Raw genomic sequence first — 14,900 nt, forward strand, 5'->3', positions numbered from 1 at the left:
GCCATGGCCAGCGCGGCAGCGGGTGCAGCGCCGCGGGGCGGCGGGCAGGGCATGGTCGAAAACCTGACGGGGCCACGGCTGTTCGTTGCCGCCTTTGCCCTGGCGCTCGCCAATTTCGTGGTGGTGCTCGATACCTCGATCGCCAACGTCGCGGTGCCGACCATCGCCGGCGGCCTTGCCGTGTCGCCGACCCAGGGTACCTGGGTCATCACCAGCTATGCCGTGGCCGACGCGATCAGCGTGCCGCTGACCGGATGGCTGGCCATGCGCTTTGGCAGCGTGCGCTGGTTCCTCATCTCGCTCGTCGGTTTCGGCATCTTCTCCCTCCTCTGCGGGGCGGCCACGTCCCTGCCGATGCTCGTCCTGTTCCGCGTGCTTCAGGGATTTGCCGGCGGCCCGCTGCTTCCCCTGTCCCAGACGCTTTTGATGCGGATTTTCCCGCGCGACAAACAACCCGTCGCGCTGGCGATCTGGGCGATGACGACCACGGCCGCACCGATCGCCGGTCCGATCCTGGGCGGGCTGATCAGCGACAACTGGTCCTGGCCCTGGATTTTCTTCGTCAACCTGCCCGTCGTCGCGATCTGCTTTTTCGGCGTGTCGCGGATGGTGACGCCGTTCGAAACGACGGTCGAGAAAAAGCCGATCGACTATATCGGGCTCAGCCTGCTGGTCCTGTTCGTCGGCGCGTTTCAGCTGATGCTGGATACCGGGCGCGAACATGACTGGTTCGAAAGCAGCTGGATCGTCGCACTGGCCATCACCGCCGTCATCGGCTTTGCGATGTTCCTGATCTGGGAACTGACCGAACGCAATCCCGTGGTCGATATCCGGGTGTTCCGCTATCGCGGCTTCATCGCTGGGGTGCTGGCCATCTCGCTCGGCTTCGGCGCCTTTTTCGCGCAGCTGGTGCTGACCCCGCTCTGGCTACAACAGATCCTGGGCTACACCGCGACCGATGCCGGCTATGTCGTGGCCTGGGTCGGGCTGTTCGCGGTCATCATGTCGCCCGTCGCCGCGCGGTCGATCACGCGGTTCGATGTGCGCTTCATGGTGTCGGGCGGTCTGTTGTGGCTGGTTGGCCTGGCCGTGCTGCGCACCGAATGGACGACGGACAGCGATTACTGGCAACTGGCGATCCCGCACGTTCTTCAGGGGATCGGGATGCCGTTCTTCTTCGTCGGGCTGACCTCGCTGGCGCTGGGCTCCGTGCCGCAGGACAAGGTGGTGTCCGCCGCAGGCCTGCTCAGCTTCATCCGGACCCTGTCGGGCGCGGTCGGCACCGCCTTTGCCACCACGCTGTGGGACGATGGCTGGCAACAGGCGCGGGCGCAGCTGGCCCCGGTTATGAACGATGTCGATGGCACCATGGCGATGTTGCAGGCGCGCGGATTGAGCGAGGCTCAGGCGCGGGGCGTGCTCGACCGGCTGCTCGATGCGCAGGCGGCGACGCTGGGTGCCGAACATGTCTATCTGATCGCGGGCGCCGTGTTCCTGATCGCCGCCGCCATCGTCTGGATCGCACCCCGGCCCAAGCGGGGCGGGGCGATTTCAGGCGGTCATTGACCGGGTAATCGCGCACCCCAACGAAAAAGGGGGGGCGGCCCGCAATGGACCGCCCCCCCAAATTCACCGGCCTATGATCAGAACCGGTCGGCGGACATCACCTTGGCCCATGCCTTGGCGAAATCCTGTGCCATCAGCTTGCCGCCGTCGCTGGAGGCATAGACTTCCGACACCGCCCGCAGTTCGGCGTTGGAACCGAAAATCAGGTCGACGGGCGTTGCCGTCCACTTGAACGTCCCGGTCGCGCGGTCCTTGCCCTCATAGACGCCGGGGGCCGATGCCTTGGTCCACACATTGTCCATGGACAACAGGTTGACGAAGTAATCGTTGGTCAGCGTCCCCGGACGGCTGGTGAACACGCCCGCCTTGCTGTCGCCCGCATTGGCGCCCATCGCGCGCATCCCGCCCAACAGCACCGTCATTTCCGGCACGGTCAGGGCCAGCATATCCGCCTTGTCGATCAACGCCTCGGCCGGTCCCTGATAGGCGGCGTCGGTGTAATAGTTGCGGAAACCGTCGGCCTTGGGCTCCAGCAGGGCAAAGGATTCGACATCCGTCTGATCCTGCGTCGCGTCGACCCGGCCCGGCGTGAACGGCACCGTCACGGCATTGCCGCCGGCCGCCGCCGCCCGTTCCACGCCGACATTGCCGGCCAGCACGATCAGATCGGCCAGCGATACCTGCTTGCCGCCGGTGGCGCTGCGGTTGAACTCGGCGCGGATCGCCTCAAGCCGGCCCAGCACCTTGTCCAGTTCGGCCGGATTGTTCACCGCCCAGCCGCGCTGCGGGTTCAGCCGGATTCGCGCCCCGTTCGCCCCGCCGCGCATGTCGGTCGAACGGAACGTGGACGCAGCCGCCCATGCCGTGCGGACCAGTTCGGTGTTGCTCAGCCCGGTGGCGGCGATCTTGCCCTTCAGCGCCGCGACATCGGCGTCGGCGATCATGGCATAGGTCGCCTTGGGCAGCGGGTCCTGCCACACGAACGTGCGGGTCGGCACGTCCTTGCCGATGTACCGCGACTGCGGCCCCATGTCGCGATGGGTCAGCTTGAACCATGCGCGGGCGAACGCATCGGCGAACTCCTCGGGGTTTTCGCGCCAGCGCGTGGTGATCTTGCGGAACCCCGGATCCTCGCGCATCGCGATGTCCGTGGTGAACATGATCGGCGCATGGGTCTTGCCCGCGATATGCGCGTCCGGCACCAGCGACGCGGCCGACGGCTCGGTCGGGATCCACTGGATCGCGCCTGCCGGGCTCTTGGTCTTCACCCATTCAAACCCATACAGGTTGTCCAGATACTGGGTGGTGAACTGGATCGGATTGGCCGACCATGCACCCTCCAGCCCGCTGGTAACGCTGTCCTCGGCATTGCCCTTGCCGCACTTGTTGGTCCAGCCAAGGCCCTGCTTTTCAACAGGCGACGCGCCCGGATCGTTCGACACGCACTCTTCCGGCTTGTGCGCGCCATGCGCCTTGCCGAACGTGTGGCCGCCCGCGATCAGCGCCGCCGTCTCCTCGTCGTCCATCGCCATCGCGCCGAACGCGCGGCGAATGTCCATGGCGGCGGCCAGCGGATCGGGCACGCCGCCCGGTCCTTCGGGATTGACATAGATCAGGCCCATCTGCGTCGCGGCCAGACCCATTTTCAGGTTGCCCTTGGCATCGCGCCGCTGATCCGCCAGCAGCTTCGCCTCCGGCCCCCAGAACACCAGGTCCGGCTGCCAGCTGTCGACCCGGCCACCGGCAAAGCCCAGCGTCTTGAACCCCATATCCTCCATGGCGACGTTGCCGGTCAGCACCATCAGATCGCCCCAGGACAGCTTGCGCCCGTACTTCTGCTTGATCGGCCACACCAGGCGGCGTGCCTTGTCCAGATTGACGTTGTCGGGCCAGCTGTTCAGCGGCTCGAACCGCAACTCGCCGCCCGCCGATCCGCCGCGCCCGTCGCTGGTGCGATAGGTGCCGGCGCTGTGCCACGCCATGCGGATGAAGAACGGGCCGTAATGCCCGTAATCGGCCGGCCACCATGGCTGGGACGTGGTCAGCACCTTGCGGATATCCGCCTTGACCGCATCCAGATCGAGCGAGGCGAACTCCTTCGCATAATCGAAATCGGGGCCATAGGGGCTGGACTGCGCCTCATGCTGGCGCAGCGCGGTCAGGTCGAGCGTCTTTGGCCACCATTCCTTGGCATTGGCGGCCTGCGCCGGCGCGGTCTCGGCGGTGGCTGGGGCGGGGGCTCCGGCGGGGGCCGGGGTATCGCCGCGCACGGCAGCGGCGCTGGCAACGGCCAGCGGCGATCCGGCCAGCAGCAATAGGGCGATGAGACGGTTTCCCGTGTTCATGGCGTTGATGTTCTCCTGTTGGTTTCGCCCGGACTGGGCGATGCCGGCGCCGTTAGGAGAAGATGGCAGGATCGATCCAACCGTTTGGGTTCATAACGGTAATCGAATGAATGCACTTTGCCGGTCTGCAAACGCCATCACGGGCCGGGCGGCGGGGGCCGGTTGCCGCCGTCACCCCTCGCCCCGGCGGTCGCGTCAAAAGGCGGCGATGCCCGTGATCGCCCGGCCCAGGATCAGCGCGTGGACGTCGTGCGTCCCTTCGTACGTGTTGACCGTTTCCAGGTTCACCGCATGGCGCATCACCTGATATTCGCCGGAAATGCCGTTGCCGCCGTGCATGTCGCGGGCCTGACGCGCAATCTCCAGCGCCTTGCCGACATTGTTGCGCTTGACGATGCTGATCATCTCGGGCGCGAACCGGCCCTGATCGATCAGTCGCCCGACCCGCAGCGATGCCTGCAGCGCCAGGGCGATATCGGTCTGCATATCGGCCAGCTTTTTCTGGAACAACTGCGTCGCGGCCAGCGGCCGGCCGAACTGATGCCGGTCCAGGCCATATTGCCGGGCGGCGTGGTAACAGAATTCCGCCGCGCCCAGCACGCCCCAGCTGATGCCGTACCGCGCGCGATTAAGGCACGAAAACGGGCCTTTCAGCCCCTCGACAGCGGGCAGCAACGCCGTTTCGGGCACCTCCACCTCGTCCATCACGATCATGCCGGTGATCGATGCGCGCAGGCTCAGCTTGCCCTCGATCTTCGGCGCGGACAGGCCGGCCATGCCCTTTTCCAGAACAAAGCCGCGGATCGCGCCGCCATGCGCGTCGGATTTTGCCCACACCACGAACACATCGGCGATGGGCGAATTGGAAATCCACGTCTTGCTGCCGTTCAGGCGGTATCCGCCCTCGACCTTGGTCGCGCGGGTCTTCATGCCCGCCGGATCGGACCCGGCATCGGGTTCGGTCAGGCCGAAACAGCCGATCCATTCCCCGCTCGCCAGCTTGGGCAGGTATCGCTGCTTCTGTTCCTCCGAACCAAAGGCGTGGATGGGATACATGACCAGCGACGACTGCACGCTCATCATCGAACGGTATCCCGAATCGATGCGCTCCACCTCGCGCGCGATCAGCCCATAGGCGACATAGGATGCGCCCACGCCGCCATATTCCGCCGATATGGTGGGGCCCAGCAGGCCCATTTCGCCCATTTCCCGGAAAATGGCCGGGTCGGTGCGTTCCTCGGCAAAGGCGTCGATGACGCGCGGGGCCAGCTTGTCGGCGGCATAGGCGCGCGCGGTGTCGCGGATCATCCGCTCGTCATCGTCAAGCTGATCGTCGATCAGAAAGGGGTCGGCCCAGTCAAAACGCTGCACTTTCGATCCTCTGCACTTCTTGTCTGTCATGGACAGCCGGTTGCGGCTGTATGCTGCCCGGTGTCCACGATCGCTGCACGTTCGACAAGCACCCTTGTTGGCGCCGGTATCGCGGGCGCGGCATCCCGTCCTATTCCTCGGTGCGGACCAGCACGGCCTCACCGATCAGCAGGAACAGCAGGAACGGTGCCCATGCGGCCAGGAACGGCGGATATGCCCCGATATTCCCCATGGCGAGCGCGAAATTGTCCGCCACGAAATACGCAAAACCCAGCGCCATGCCGATCACCGCGCGCACGAACAGCTTGCCCGACCGCGCCAGCCCGAATGCGGATACCGCGCCCAGCAGCGGCATCAGCACGGCGGAAAGCGGCGCGGACAGCTTGTGCCACAGGCTGCCTTCCAGCGCCTTGGTCGGACGGCCCGCGGCCTTCAGATCGTCGATCGCCGCCGACAGTTCGATGAACGACAGGCCATCGGCGTTAACCGATCCAAGCGAGAACTGGTCCGGCCGCACTTCCGGGCCAAGCCGCACCGCGCCCACCGGCTCCAGCTGCCCCGGACCGACCAGAAATCGTTTCGCGCCGTCCAGCCGCCACTGACCATCCTCGCGCCTGCCGGTTTCGGCCGTCAGCACGGAGATCAGCCGCCCGCCGTCGCGCTCGTAAACGGTCACGCCCTCCAGCACCGTGGCCTCGCCCCGGCCGTTCACCCGCGTCACGCGGATCAGGTTGTTGCCGTCCCGCGCCCAGACATTGGTCCGGTCCCCGCGATTCACGGGGATGGAGGCGTAATCCACCGCCTGCCACGCATCCAGCGTCGCGGTGGCGCGCGACACGATCCGCTCGTTAAAGACAAAGGACACGGCCGACACCCCAAGCGCGGCCAGGACCAGCGGCGCCAGCACCTGATGCGCGGACAGGCCCGATGCCTTCATCGCCACCACCTCGCTGTTCTGGTTCAGCGTCGACAGCGCGACGATGGTGCCCAGCAGCACGGAAAAGGGCAGGAACCGGGCAATCAGCTCCGGCACGCGCAGGCTGACATATTTCCAGATCGCCGCATCGCCATTGCCGGGCGCGGCCAGCACCTTGGCGCTTTCCGACAACAGGTCCAGCGATTGCAGCACCAGCACCAGCGCGATCAGCACCGCCGCCGTGCGCGTCACGAACAGCTTTGCCATGTACAGCGACAGCGTGCGCGACGGGAAAAAGGAAGGGGCCTTCGCGCTCATGCCTCTGCCTTTCTGCGGCCCGGGATCAACCGGCCCAGCGCCTTGCCCGCCTTGCCGAACACCCGTTCCAGCGCGCCGATCGGCTGACCGCCGGGGACATAGGCGATGGTGTAATACATCCACCCGACCAGCAGGGCAAAGACGACGAACGGCCCCCACAGCGCCAGCACGGGATCGACCCGGCCCAGCGCGCCGAAATCCTCGCCATATTCGTTGATCTTGTGCTGCGTCACGATCATCACGATCGACACGAACACGCCCAGCGCCGATGTCGACCGCTTGGGCGGCACGCCCAGCGCCAGCGCCAGCAGCGGCAACAGGAACATCGTCACCACCTCGACCAGCCGGAAATGCAGATTGGCCCAGCTGGCGTTGCGATCGTCCGGGTCCGCCTTCGGATCCAGCCCGACCCGGATCAGCTCCGGCAGCGTCCGTTCAAGATTGCGCCCGCCGCGCCCGCGAAAATTCTCGGACTTGGGCAGCGGGATGGGCAGGTCATGCTGGGAAAAGGTCAGGACGCGCGGTTCGGTGAACCCCGGTTCGTAATGCAGCAGCGTGCCGTTGGTCAGGCGGAACAGGATCGTCTCCTTGTCCTCCGTCGCCAGAAACTGGCCGCGCTCTGCCGCCACCGCCATCCACCGGTCATTGTCCTGCCGCATCTGCGCGAAAATGCCCGACAGGCGCGTGCCCTTGTCGGCGCTTTCCTCGATCCGGACGGTGATGTTGCCGGGAAAGGTCGTGAACTCGCCCACCTTGATCGACGCGCCCAGCGCGCCGGACCGCAGGTCGAAACGCAGCTCCTCGTAATTGTACCGCGACCAGGGCTGCACCCATCCGACGATCAACAGGTTGAGCAGCGCCAGCCCGATTGCAAAGAAATACGGCACGCGCAGCAACCGGCCATAGCCCATGCCGACGGCGCGCATCACGTCCAGTTCGGATGACGTGGCCAGCTTGCGAAAGGCAAGCAGGGTACCCAGCAGCATCCCGATGGGGATGCCCAGGCCCATATATTCTGGCAACAGATTGGCCAGCATCCGCCACACCACGCTGACTGGCCCGCCCTCTGCCGCGACGAAATCGAACAGACGCAGCATCCGGTCGAGCACCAGCAGCATCGCGGCAATGATCAGCGTCGAAAACAGCGGCACCGCGATCAGTCGCGCCATGTAGCGATCGATTGACTGCATCACGCGCGGAGTTGCCTTTCGGACCGACCCGCTTGAACGCGGGCGTTCATGAATTGTCCGCCGATATAGCGATGGCGGGGCGGGCCGTCACCCCTTGCCGGGCCATTCCGGCAATCGCGGTGTCTGGCCGGACGGAACGGGTCAGTCGAGGACGCCCACCGCCTTGCCCGCCGCCTCGAACATCCCCAGCACGCGGGTCAGCTGTTCCGGCGTATGTTCCGCGCACAGCGAACAGCGCAGCAGGAACGTGCCCGCCGGCGTCGCGGGCGGCCGGGCCATGTTCACATACAGGCCGTTTTCCAGCAGCGCCTGCCACATCGCCACCGCCTGGGTCTGGTCGGTCAGGATGACGGCGATGATCGCGCTTTCCGGGCTTTCGGTGCCCAGCTTGAAGCCCAGTGCCTTCAGCCCGCCGTGCAGCATCCGGGCATTGGACCACAGCCGCTCGCGCTTGTCGTGCGCGGTCATCAGCTTGCGGATCGATGTGGTCGCGGTCGCCACGACGCTGGGCGGCAGCGATGCGGTAAAGATATAGGGGCGACAGGCCAGCCGGATCGCCTCGAACTTCGGATGGTTCGACACGCAGAAACCGCCGACGGTTCCGACCGACTTCGAAAAGGTGCCGACGACGAAATCGACATCCGCCTCGCACCCCTGCGCCTCATACACGCCGCGGCCATTGGGACCGAAAAATCCCATGGAATGCGCCTCGTCCGACAGGACCATGGCGCCATGCTTCTTGGCGACGGCGACCATTTCCTTCAGCGGGCCGATATCGCCCAGCATCGAATAAACGCCTTCCAGCACCACCAGCTTGCCGGCATCGGCGGGCAGGCGGCCCAGCCGCTTGTCCAGGTCGGCAACGTCATTGTGGCGGAACCGGACGATCTCGGCCACGCCCTGCTTGCACCCGTCATAGATGCTGGCATGGCTGTCGGCGTCCAGGATGATGTAATCGCCCTTGCCCGCCAGGGTGGAAATCATGCCCAGATTGGCCATGTATCCGGTCGAAAACACGATGGCGCCCGACACGCCGTAAAATTCGCGCAGCGCCTGTTCCACCTCCATATGGTCGCGGAACGTGCCGTTCAGCATCCGGCTGCCATTGGTGCCCGATCCGAACTGATCCAGCGCGGCATGGCCGGCGGCGATCACGTCCGCATCGAACGTCATGCCCATATAGTTGTACGTGCCGAGCAGGATGGTCGGCTTGCCCTTGATCACCGCCTCGGTCGGGCTGGTGACGCGCTCCATCACGATGGCGAACGGATCGGTGACGCCGCTGTCCAGCAGCGCCTGACGCTCCGCGATCAGGCCATCGAACTTGCTCATCAGGTCGCGGGGCTCCGGCGTGGTCAGGGCCTCGGCGGGGGCGTGCGCGGTTGCTGCGGCTTCGGTCATCACGTCATCCTCGTCCCGAACCGGTCCCGTCGATCGTGGACGGCAACCGGCCGGTATGTTGCCCGATCCCGTTTCGCGGCGTGGCGTGAAACGGGCGGGGCGGGGGGTTAAGCGTTCTTCAGCTTCGCGACGGCGTCGACCAACTGGCCGACCGTCTCGATTTCCGCCTGCATGTTCATCGTGATGATGATGTCGAACTCGTCCTCGATCGACGCGACGAAATCCATCACGGTCAGGCTGTCCCATTCCAGATCGCCGGCAAAGGTCGTTCCTTCGCCCAGGGCAACGCCCTTTTTGTTGAACGGTTCGATCAGGCCGGAAACGGTCTCGAAAATCTGGCTGCGGTCGGTCATGCGGCGTCCCTTAATCTGCTGCATCCCCACTGCCAAGCGATTGCGGCGAAATCGGGGTCGGCCCGATTGCCTTTAAGGCCAGCTTGCGCGACGCTTCCGTTCATGCGTGCACTCCTCCCTGTCCTGTGTGTTCTGCTTGCGGGCAGCGCGGCGCCGGCCGCCGCCGATCCCTGTACGCGGGGACCGTTCATCGTCTTTTTCGAATGGCAGTCCGATGCCCTGTCGCCTGAATCACAGCAGGTGCTGGCCGATGCGCTGAAGCTTCGCGGGCAGTGCGGTGGCACCCGGATACTCGTTTCCGGCCACAGCGACACCAGCGAACAGCCGGGCACGGACATGGCCCGCGCGCGTGCCGTCGATCGCTGGCTGATGCGCCACGGGACCGCCCCCGACGACATTCGCGTGGAGGCGCTCGGCACATCGCGCCTGCGGATCGAAACCGGCCCCAACATCCGGGAATTTCAGAACCGCCGGGTCGAACTCATCTACCGCCCGACCGCAATCGAACCGCTTGAAAAGTAGGATTTCGCCTGCTTTCCCAATCGGATGGCGGCTCGGGCAACAGGTGCGGATGATACGGATCAACGGCATGGGCGCCGGTTGTCACCCCGTCCGTACACCCTTCATATGTGTCAAAACTGTCAAAACTCGCATGCCGCTGACCGGCAGGTCGGGCTACAGCAGGCCGGCGTCGCGATACCAGGCCGCCGTTTCCGCCAGCCCCGGTTCGGTCGCAATCCGGGGCCGCCACAGGCTTGCCGGGGGGCGGGCGGTTTCCGCGACGGTCCAGTCGGGATGGCACATGTAACCGACCCGGTCGGGGGTCAGCTTGGCCCGGTCGCCCTGAACCATCCGGGCGATCTGCGCGGCCAGTGCCATGACGGGGCGGGGCATGGACAGGGGAATGGCCCGGCCGCCCGTCGCCCGGCCCAGCGCGCGGGCGAAATCGGCATGGCTCCAGCCCCGCGGCGTCTCGTCATCCGCCTCGTACACTGCCCGGACGCCCACCGGCTCCAGCGCCAGCGCCAGCAACAGCCGGGCCAGGTCGTCGACATGGATGGTGGAAAACCGGCCCGGCGGGGGCAGGGGCACCAAACCCCGCTTGGCCAGCCGGAACATCTCCAGCATCTCATGGTCGCCCGGGCCATAGATTGCGGGGGGTCGCACGATGGTCCAGTCAAGGCCGCTCGCCATAACCAGCTTGTCGCCCTCTGCCTTGGACCAGCCATAGATGGACAGGTTCGGCTCGCGCGCGGACAGCGAACTGACATGGACGAACCGGCGAACCCCCGCCGATTGCGCGGCTTCCAGCATGGCCCGGGTGCCGTCGACATTGCCCGCGACGAACCCGGCCCGGTCGGCTGCGTTGACGACGCCCGCGACATGGATTACCGCATTCGCCCCCTGAACCAGCGCGGCCAGGCTATCCGCCCGGTCCAGCGCGCCAGGGACCCAGGTGACGCCGGGCCGCTCCGCCCGGTCCCGGCGGGTCAGCGCCCGGACGGCATGGCCCCGATCCGTCGCCAGTTCGATCAACCGCGTGCCGACGAACCCGGTGCCACCGGTGATCGCGACAATCACAGCATCACCAGATGATCGCGGTGGACCAGTGCGGAACGCGGTGCATAGCCAAGGATGGCGGCCTGCTCCTCGCTCCTTTTGCCCAGCAGCCGGGCGGCGTCATGGGCATCATATTCGGAAAGGCCGCGGGCAATCGGCCCCGCCGGCCCCTCAATCGTCACCGGATCGCCGCGGAAAAACGCGCCGCGGACCGACACCGCACCGGCTGCCAACAGGCTCTTGCCCTCGCCCAGCGCCCGCGCTGCGCCCGCATCCACGACGATGCTGCCCTTGGCCGTCAACCGCCCGGCCAGCCATGCCTTGCGTGCCCGCGCCCGCTTTTCTGGCACGAACAGCGTATGCCGCGCCTCTGCCGACAGCGGCTGGTCGATCCGGCCCGATGCGATGGCCAGCGCAACTCCGGCCCCGCACGCGATCTTTGCCGCCTCGATCTTGGACACCATGCCGCCCGATCCCATGCCGCTGGCGGATCCCCGGTCGGCCATCCCCTCGATCCCGCCGTCAATCCGCTCGACCAGCGGGATATGCACTGCGCCGGGCAGGGCGGGGTTGCGGTCGTACAGGCCGTCAATGTCGGACAACAGGATCACGCCCTGCGCGCCCGCAGCCTGCGCCACCCGCGCGGCCAGCCGGTCATTGTCGCCGAACCGGATTTCTGCCGTCGCCACGCTGTCATTCTCGTTGATGACCGGCACGACGTTCAGGCCCAGCAGCCGGTCCAGCGTTGCCGATGCGTTCAGGTACCGCCGCCGGTCCTCAAGGTCGTCCAGCGTGACCAGCATCTGCGCCGCCGTCAGCCCCTCTGCGCCCAGCACTTCGGCCCACACCTGGCTCAGCGCGATCTGCCCGGTCGCCGCCGCAGCCTGCGCATCCTCCAGGCTGGCACGCCCGCCCTTGGCCAGGCTCAGCCGCCGCGCGCCCAGCGCAATCGCCCCGGACGAAACCACGGCCACTTGCTGGCCCGCGCCGGCCCGCGCCGCAATGTCCGCTGCTATTCCCGCCAGCCATTTCCGCCGCACGCCGCCATCGTCGACAAGCAGCGCCGACCCGATCTTGACGATCAGGCGCGGGCACGATGCGGGCGGAAACAGCTGCATGGCCCAGCGCATACAGGGCAGGCGGCCCCATTGGGAAGAGCCAAGGCGCCTTCGTCAAATCCGCGTTTTCAGCCAGCGATCGACGATCGGTGTCGCGGGATAATCCGCCTCGCCCAATTTGCGGTTGATCTGCATATGCCCGATCAGGCCGCGCCCCTCGATCCCGTGCAGTTCCACCGCAGTGCCGCTGCTTTTCAGTGCCTCGGCCAGCTTGCGCGACTGTTCGGTCCCGTCGCTTCGCTGGACGTGCAGGATCAGGAACGCCGGTGCGTTGGGCGCGGCCGCGTGGAGGGTGGGGGACAGCGCCCGCTGCCGCGCAGGATCCGTGCCGAACGCCTGTTCATAGGTCGATTGCATCATCCGGTTGCGCCCGTCCATCTGCAGCGCAACGTCATAGGCCGCACCATCCAGGGGCACTACGCCGCGAATGTCGCTCAGGCTGAACCCGGCCGCGCGGGCATAGGCGGGGTCGGTGCCGACCAGCGCGACCAGATGCGCACCCGCGCTATGCCCCATCAGGATGATGCGGGCAGGATCGATGTTCAGCTGGGCCGCGTTGCGCCTGATCCAGGCAAAGGCCGCAGCGACGTCGGCCGCCTGGTCCTCGACCCGGTGTTCAGGGACCAGCCGGTAATTGATCGATGCCACGGCATAACCCTGGCTCAGGAAATGGTCGACCTTCGCCGATCCGGTGGCATTGCGCTTATCGCCGCGCTTCCACCCGCCGCCATGAACGAACAGGATCAGCGGGGCAGGGCGAGCCGTCCCTTCGGCCCTCCAGAAATCCAGTTTCTGCTTGTCGTCCTGGCCATAGGCCCACTCGGCCGGGCGATTGCGCTCTGTCCGCTCTGCAGCGCGCTCCTGTCCCGCCGCCTGCGTCATCGCAATGGGCGACAACACCAGTCCCGCCATCAACGTCGCTATGCTCAGGGTTCGCATGATCCGACCTCCCCGTCGTTACGAAGGCGGTTTGATCGGCTTCTGCCCCTGAACAATCGCTTTACGGGGTTGTCGGATCAGCGTTCAGACCGGCGACCATTCGATTGCGTCCTCGCCATCGTCCTCGCCGCTGTCGTCCCGCTTGCCCTCACCGATCGCTTCGAGGAGTTTGTCCAGCACCCAGTCGACGCCGGTGCCGCTGACCCCCGAAAGCGGGATGACCGGGCCGCCGCTCGCCTCTTCCAGTTCGGCGGAAAGGGCCGCGACCAGCTCTTCGTCCAGCGTGTCGATCTTGTTCAGCGCGACGACAACCGGCTTGTCCTCCAGCCCCGCACCATATGCGGTCAGCTCGTCACGCACGATGCGATAGCTTGTGGCGACATCGGCATCATTGGCATCGATCAGATGCAACAGGACCCGGCACCGTTCGATATGGCCCAGAAACCGGTCGCCAATGCCGGCACCATCGGCCGCACCCTCGATCAGTCCGGGGATGTCCGCGACGACAAACTCCTCGCCCTTGTGCCGCACCACGCCCAGCTGAGGCCGGGTGGTGGTGAACGCATAGGCGCCAACCTTTGCCTGCGCATTGGTCACCGCGTTGATGAACGTCGATTTGCCGGCATTGGGCAGCCCGACCAGGCCGGCATCGGCCAGCAGCTTGAGCCGCAGCCACAGCCACGCCTCATCCCCCGGCCAGCCGGTGCCGTGCTGACGCGGTGCACGGTTGGTGCTCGTCTTGTAACTGGCATTGCCGCGCCCGCCATCGCCGCCGCGCAGGAACACGACCTGCTGGCCCTCCTCGGTCAGGTCGAGCAGGAGCGTCCGTTCCTCGTCGTCGGCCAGCACCTGCGTGCCCACCGGCACCTTGATGATCAGGTCTTCGCCGCCCGCGCCCGTCTTGTTCGCGCCGGATCCGCCCTTTCCGCGCGGTGCCCGGAAATGCTGAGTATAGCGAAAGTCGATCAGCGTATTGAGGCCGTGGACAGCCTCGAAAATGATATCGCCGCCCTTGCCGCCATCGCCGCCGTCTGGGCCTCCATATTCGATGAACTTTTCGCGCCGGAAACTGACGGCGCCGGGGCCACCCGTGCCGGAACGGACGAAAATCTTTGCCTGATCGAGGAAATGCATGGCCGCGCCCTTAACCGATTGCGACGCGGGGCGATAGGGTGCGGCTCACACCGCCGTCTTGCCCTCATGCGCAGCCAGCAGCATCCGCGCCGCCAGTTCCCGCGCCTTCTCGCGGGGCAGGCCAAGCGCGCGGGCCATCGGCGCCCCCAGCAGCGCATCGCCCAGCGCCATCAGCACCAGGCTGAGTGTTTCCTCGTGCAGCGAATGGCTTTCGCTGAAATGGCTGTCCGTCGCCAGTTCGTCGACCAGCCGGTGGATCGCCTCAAGGATCGGATCCAGCGCATCCTCGTTCCCGGACAGGATCATCCAGCTGGCCAGCGCGCCCGCACCTTCGGAATCAAAGGCATCGAAGGTCAGATCGACGACCTCGCGCGGATTCTGATCCCCCTCGCGCGAACGGACGACCGCTGCGCCGATTTTGGTGGTGATCGTTTCCGCCAGATGCTCGATCAGCGCCCGCTGCAGCCCGGCCGCACTGCCGAAATGGTGGAGCAGATTGGCATGGGTGCGCCCGATCCGCGCGGCCACCGCCTTCAGCGTCACGGCCTGTGGCCCCATTTCCATCAGCAGCGCACGGGCAGCCTCGATCGCCGCTTCGCGCGATTCTTCGGGGCTAAGGCGGCGACGGGCGGCGGCGGCCGGGTTCAACGTGGCGATTTCTACGGTCATTACCCGCGATATGTGGCCCA

Annotated in this window: 13 protein-coding genes; 2 read left to right on the forward strand and 11 right to left on the reverse strand. The window is 66.3% G+C overall.

What is annotated here, in order from left to right; all coding sequences use genetic code 11:
- The first annotated feature begins 3 nt into the window (after positions 1-3).
- A complete protein-coding gene (locus ACNI3Q_RS10755; protein ID WP_426276511.1) occupies positions 4-1,566 on the forward strand; it encodes a DHA2 family efflux MFS transporter permease subunit in 1,563 nt (520 codons plus the stop codon).
- Positions 1,567-1,643: 77 nt separating this feature from the next.
- On the opposite strand, the gene katG is transcribed toward ACNI3Q_RS10755, so the two are convergent.
- The 6 genes from katG to ACNI3Q_RS10785 all read right to left on the reverse strand — a co-directional run bounded on the left by katG (position 1,644) and on the right by ACNI3Q_RS10785 (position 9,460).
- Complete coding sequence (katG, locus tag ACNI3Q_RS10760; RefSeq protein WP_426276513.1) at positions 1,644-3,911, reverse strand: catalase/peroxidase HPI; 2,268 nt, start codon at positions 3,909-3,911, stop codon at positions 1,644-1,646.
- A gap of 195 nt (positions 3,912-4,106) precedes the next feature.
- Positions 4,107-5,312 (reverse strand): acyl-CoA dehydrogenase, encoded by a 1,206-nt coding sequence (locus ACNI3Q_RS10765; protein WP_426276515.1) that lies wholly within the window; start codon positions 5,310-5,312, stop codon positions 4,107-4,109.
- Positions 5,313-5,412: 100 nt separating this feature from the next.
- Entirely contained in the window at positions 5,413-6,516 is a 1,104-nt protein-coding gene (gene lptG / locus ACNI3Q_RS10770) for an LPS export ABC transporter permease LptG (protein ID WP_426276517.1), read from the reverse strand.
- Positions 6,513-7,706, reverse strand: a complete 1,194-nt coding sequence (gene lptF / locus ACNI3Q_RS10775; protein ID WP_426276519.1) for an LPS export ABC transporter permease LptF — start codon at positions 7,704-7,706, stop codon at positions 6,513-6,515. The genes lptG and lptF overlap by 4 nt, the downstream gene beginning before the upstream one ends.
- A gap of 141 nt (positions 7,707-7,847) precedes the next feature.
- Positions 7,848-9,107: a serine palmitoyltransferase gene (spt, locus tag ACNI3Q_RS10780; RefSeq protein ID WP_426276521.1), complete on the reverse strand. Its 1,260-nt coding sequence runs from the start codon at positions 9,105-9,107 to the stop codon at positions 7,848-7,850.
- A 107-nt stretch (positions 9,108-9,214) separates the two neighbouring features.
- Positions 9,215-9,460, reverse strand: a complete 246-nt coding sequence (locus ACNI3Q_RS10785; RefSeq protein WP_260022275.1) for an acyl carrier protein — start codon at positions 9,458-9,460, stop codon at positions 9,215-9,217.
- Between the two features lie 102 nt (positions 9,461-9,562).
- Here ACNI3Q_RS10785 and ACNI3Q_RS10790 point away from each other — a divergent pair, with 102 nt between their 5' ends.
- Positions 9,563-9,982: an OmpA family protein gene (locus ACNI3Q_RS10790; RefSeq protein ID WP_426276524.1), complete on the forward strand. Its 420-nt coding sequence runs from the start codon at positions 9,563-9,565 to the stop codon at positions 9,980-9,982.
- Between the two features lie 153 nt (positions 9,983-10,135).
- On the opposite strand, the gene ACNI3Q_RS10795 is transcribed toward ACNI3Q_RS10790, so the two are convergent.
- The 5 genes from ACNI3Q_RS10795 to ACNI3Q_RS10815 all read right to left on the reverse strand — a co-directional run bounded on the left by ACNI3Q_RS10795 (position 10,136) and on the right by ACNI3Q_RS10815 (position 14,880).
- On the reverse strand, positions 10,136-11,041 hold the full coding sequence (locus tag ACNI3Q_RS10795) for an NAD-dependent epimerase/dehydratase family protein (protein WP_426276526.1): 906 nt from the start codon (positions 11,039-11,041) through the stop codon (positions 10,136-10,138).
- Complete coding sequence (proB, locus tag ACNI3Q_RS10800; RefSeq protein WP_426276528.1) at positions 11,038-12,138, reverse strand: glutamate 5-kinase; 1,101 nt, start codon at positions 12,136-12,138, stop codon at positions 11,038-11,040. Before proB ends, ACNI3Q_RS10795 begins: the two co-directional genes overlap by 4 nt.
- Positions 12,139-12,192: 54 nt before the next feature.
- Positions 12,193-13,077: an alpha/beta hydrolase gene (locus ACNI3Q_RS10805; RefSeq protein WP_426276530.1), complete on the reverse strand. Its 885-nt coding sequence runs from the start codon at positions 13,075-13,077 to the stop codon at positions 12,193-12,195.
- A gap of 84 nt (positions 13,078-13,161) precedes the next feature.
- On the reverse strand, positions 13,162-14,211 hold the full coding sequence (obgE, locus tag ACNI3Q_RS10810) for a GTPase ObgE (RefSeq protein WP_426276532.1): 1,050 nt from the start codon (positions 14,209-14,211) through the stop codon (positions 13,162-13,164).
- A 45-nt stretch (positions 14,212-14,256) separates the two neighbouring features.
- On the reverse strand, positions 14,257-14,880 hold the full coding sequence (locus ACNI3Q_RS10815) for a TetR/AcrR family transcriptional regulator (RefSeq protein ID WP_426276534.1): 624 nt from the start codon (positions 14,878-14,880) through the stop codon (positions 14,257-14,259).
- Positions 14,881-14,900 lie beyond the last annotated feature (20 nt).

Origin of the sequence: Sphingomonas eleionomae (genome assembly GCF_049889035.1) — a bacterium.
Lineage (GTDB): Bacteria > Pseudomonadota > Alphaproteobacteria > Sphingomonadales > Sphingomonadaceae > Sphingomonas.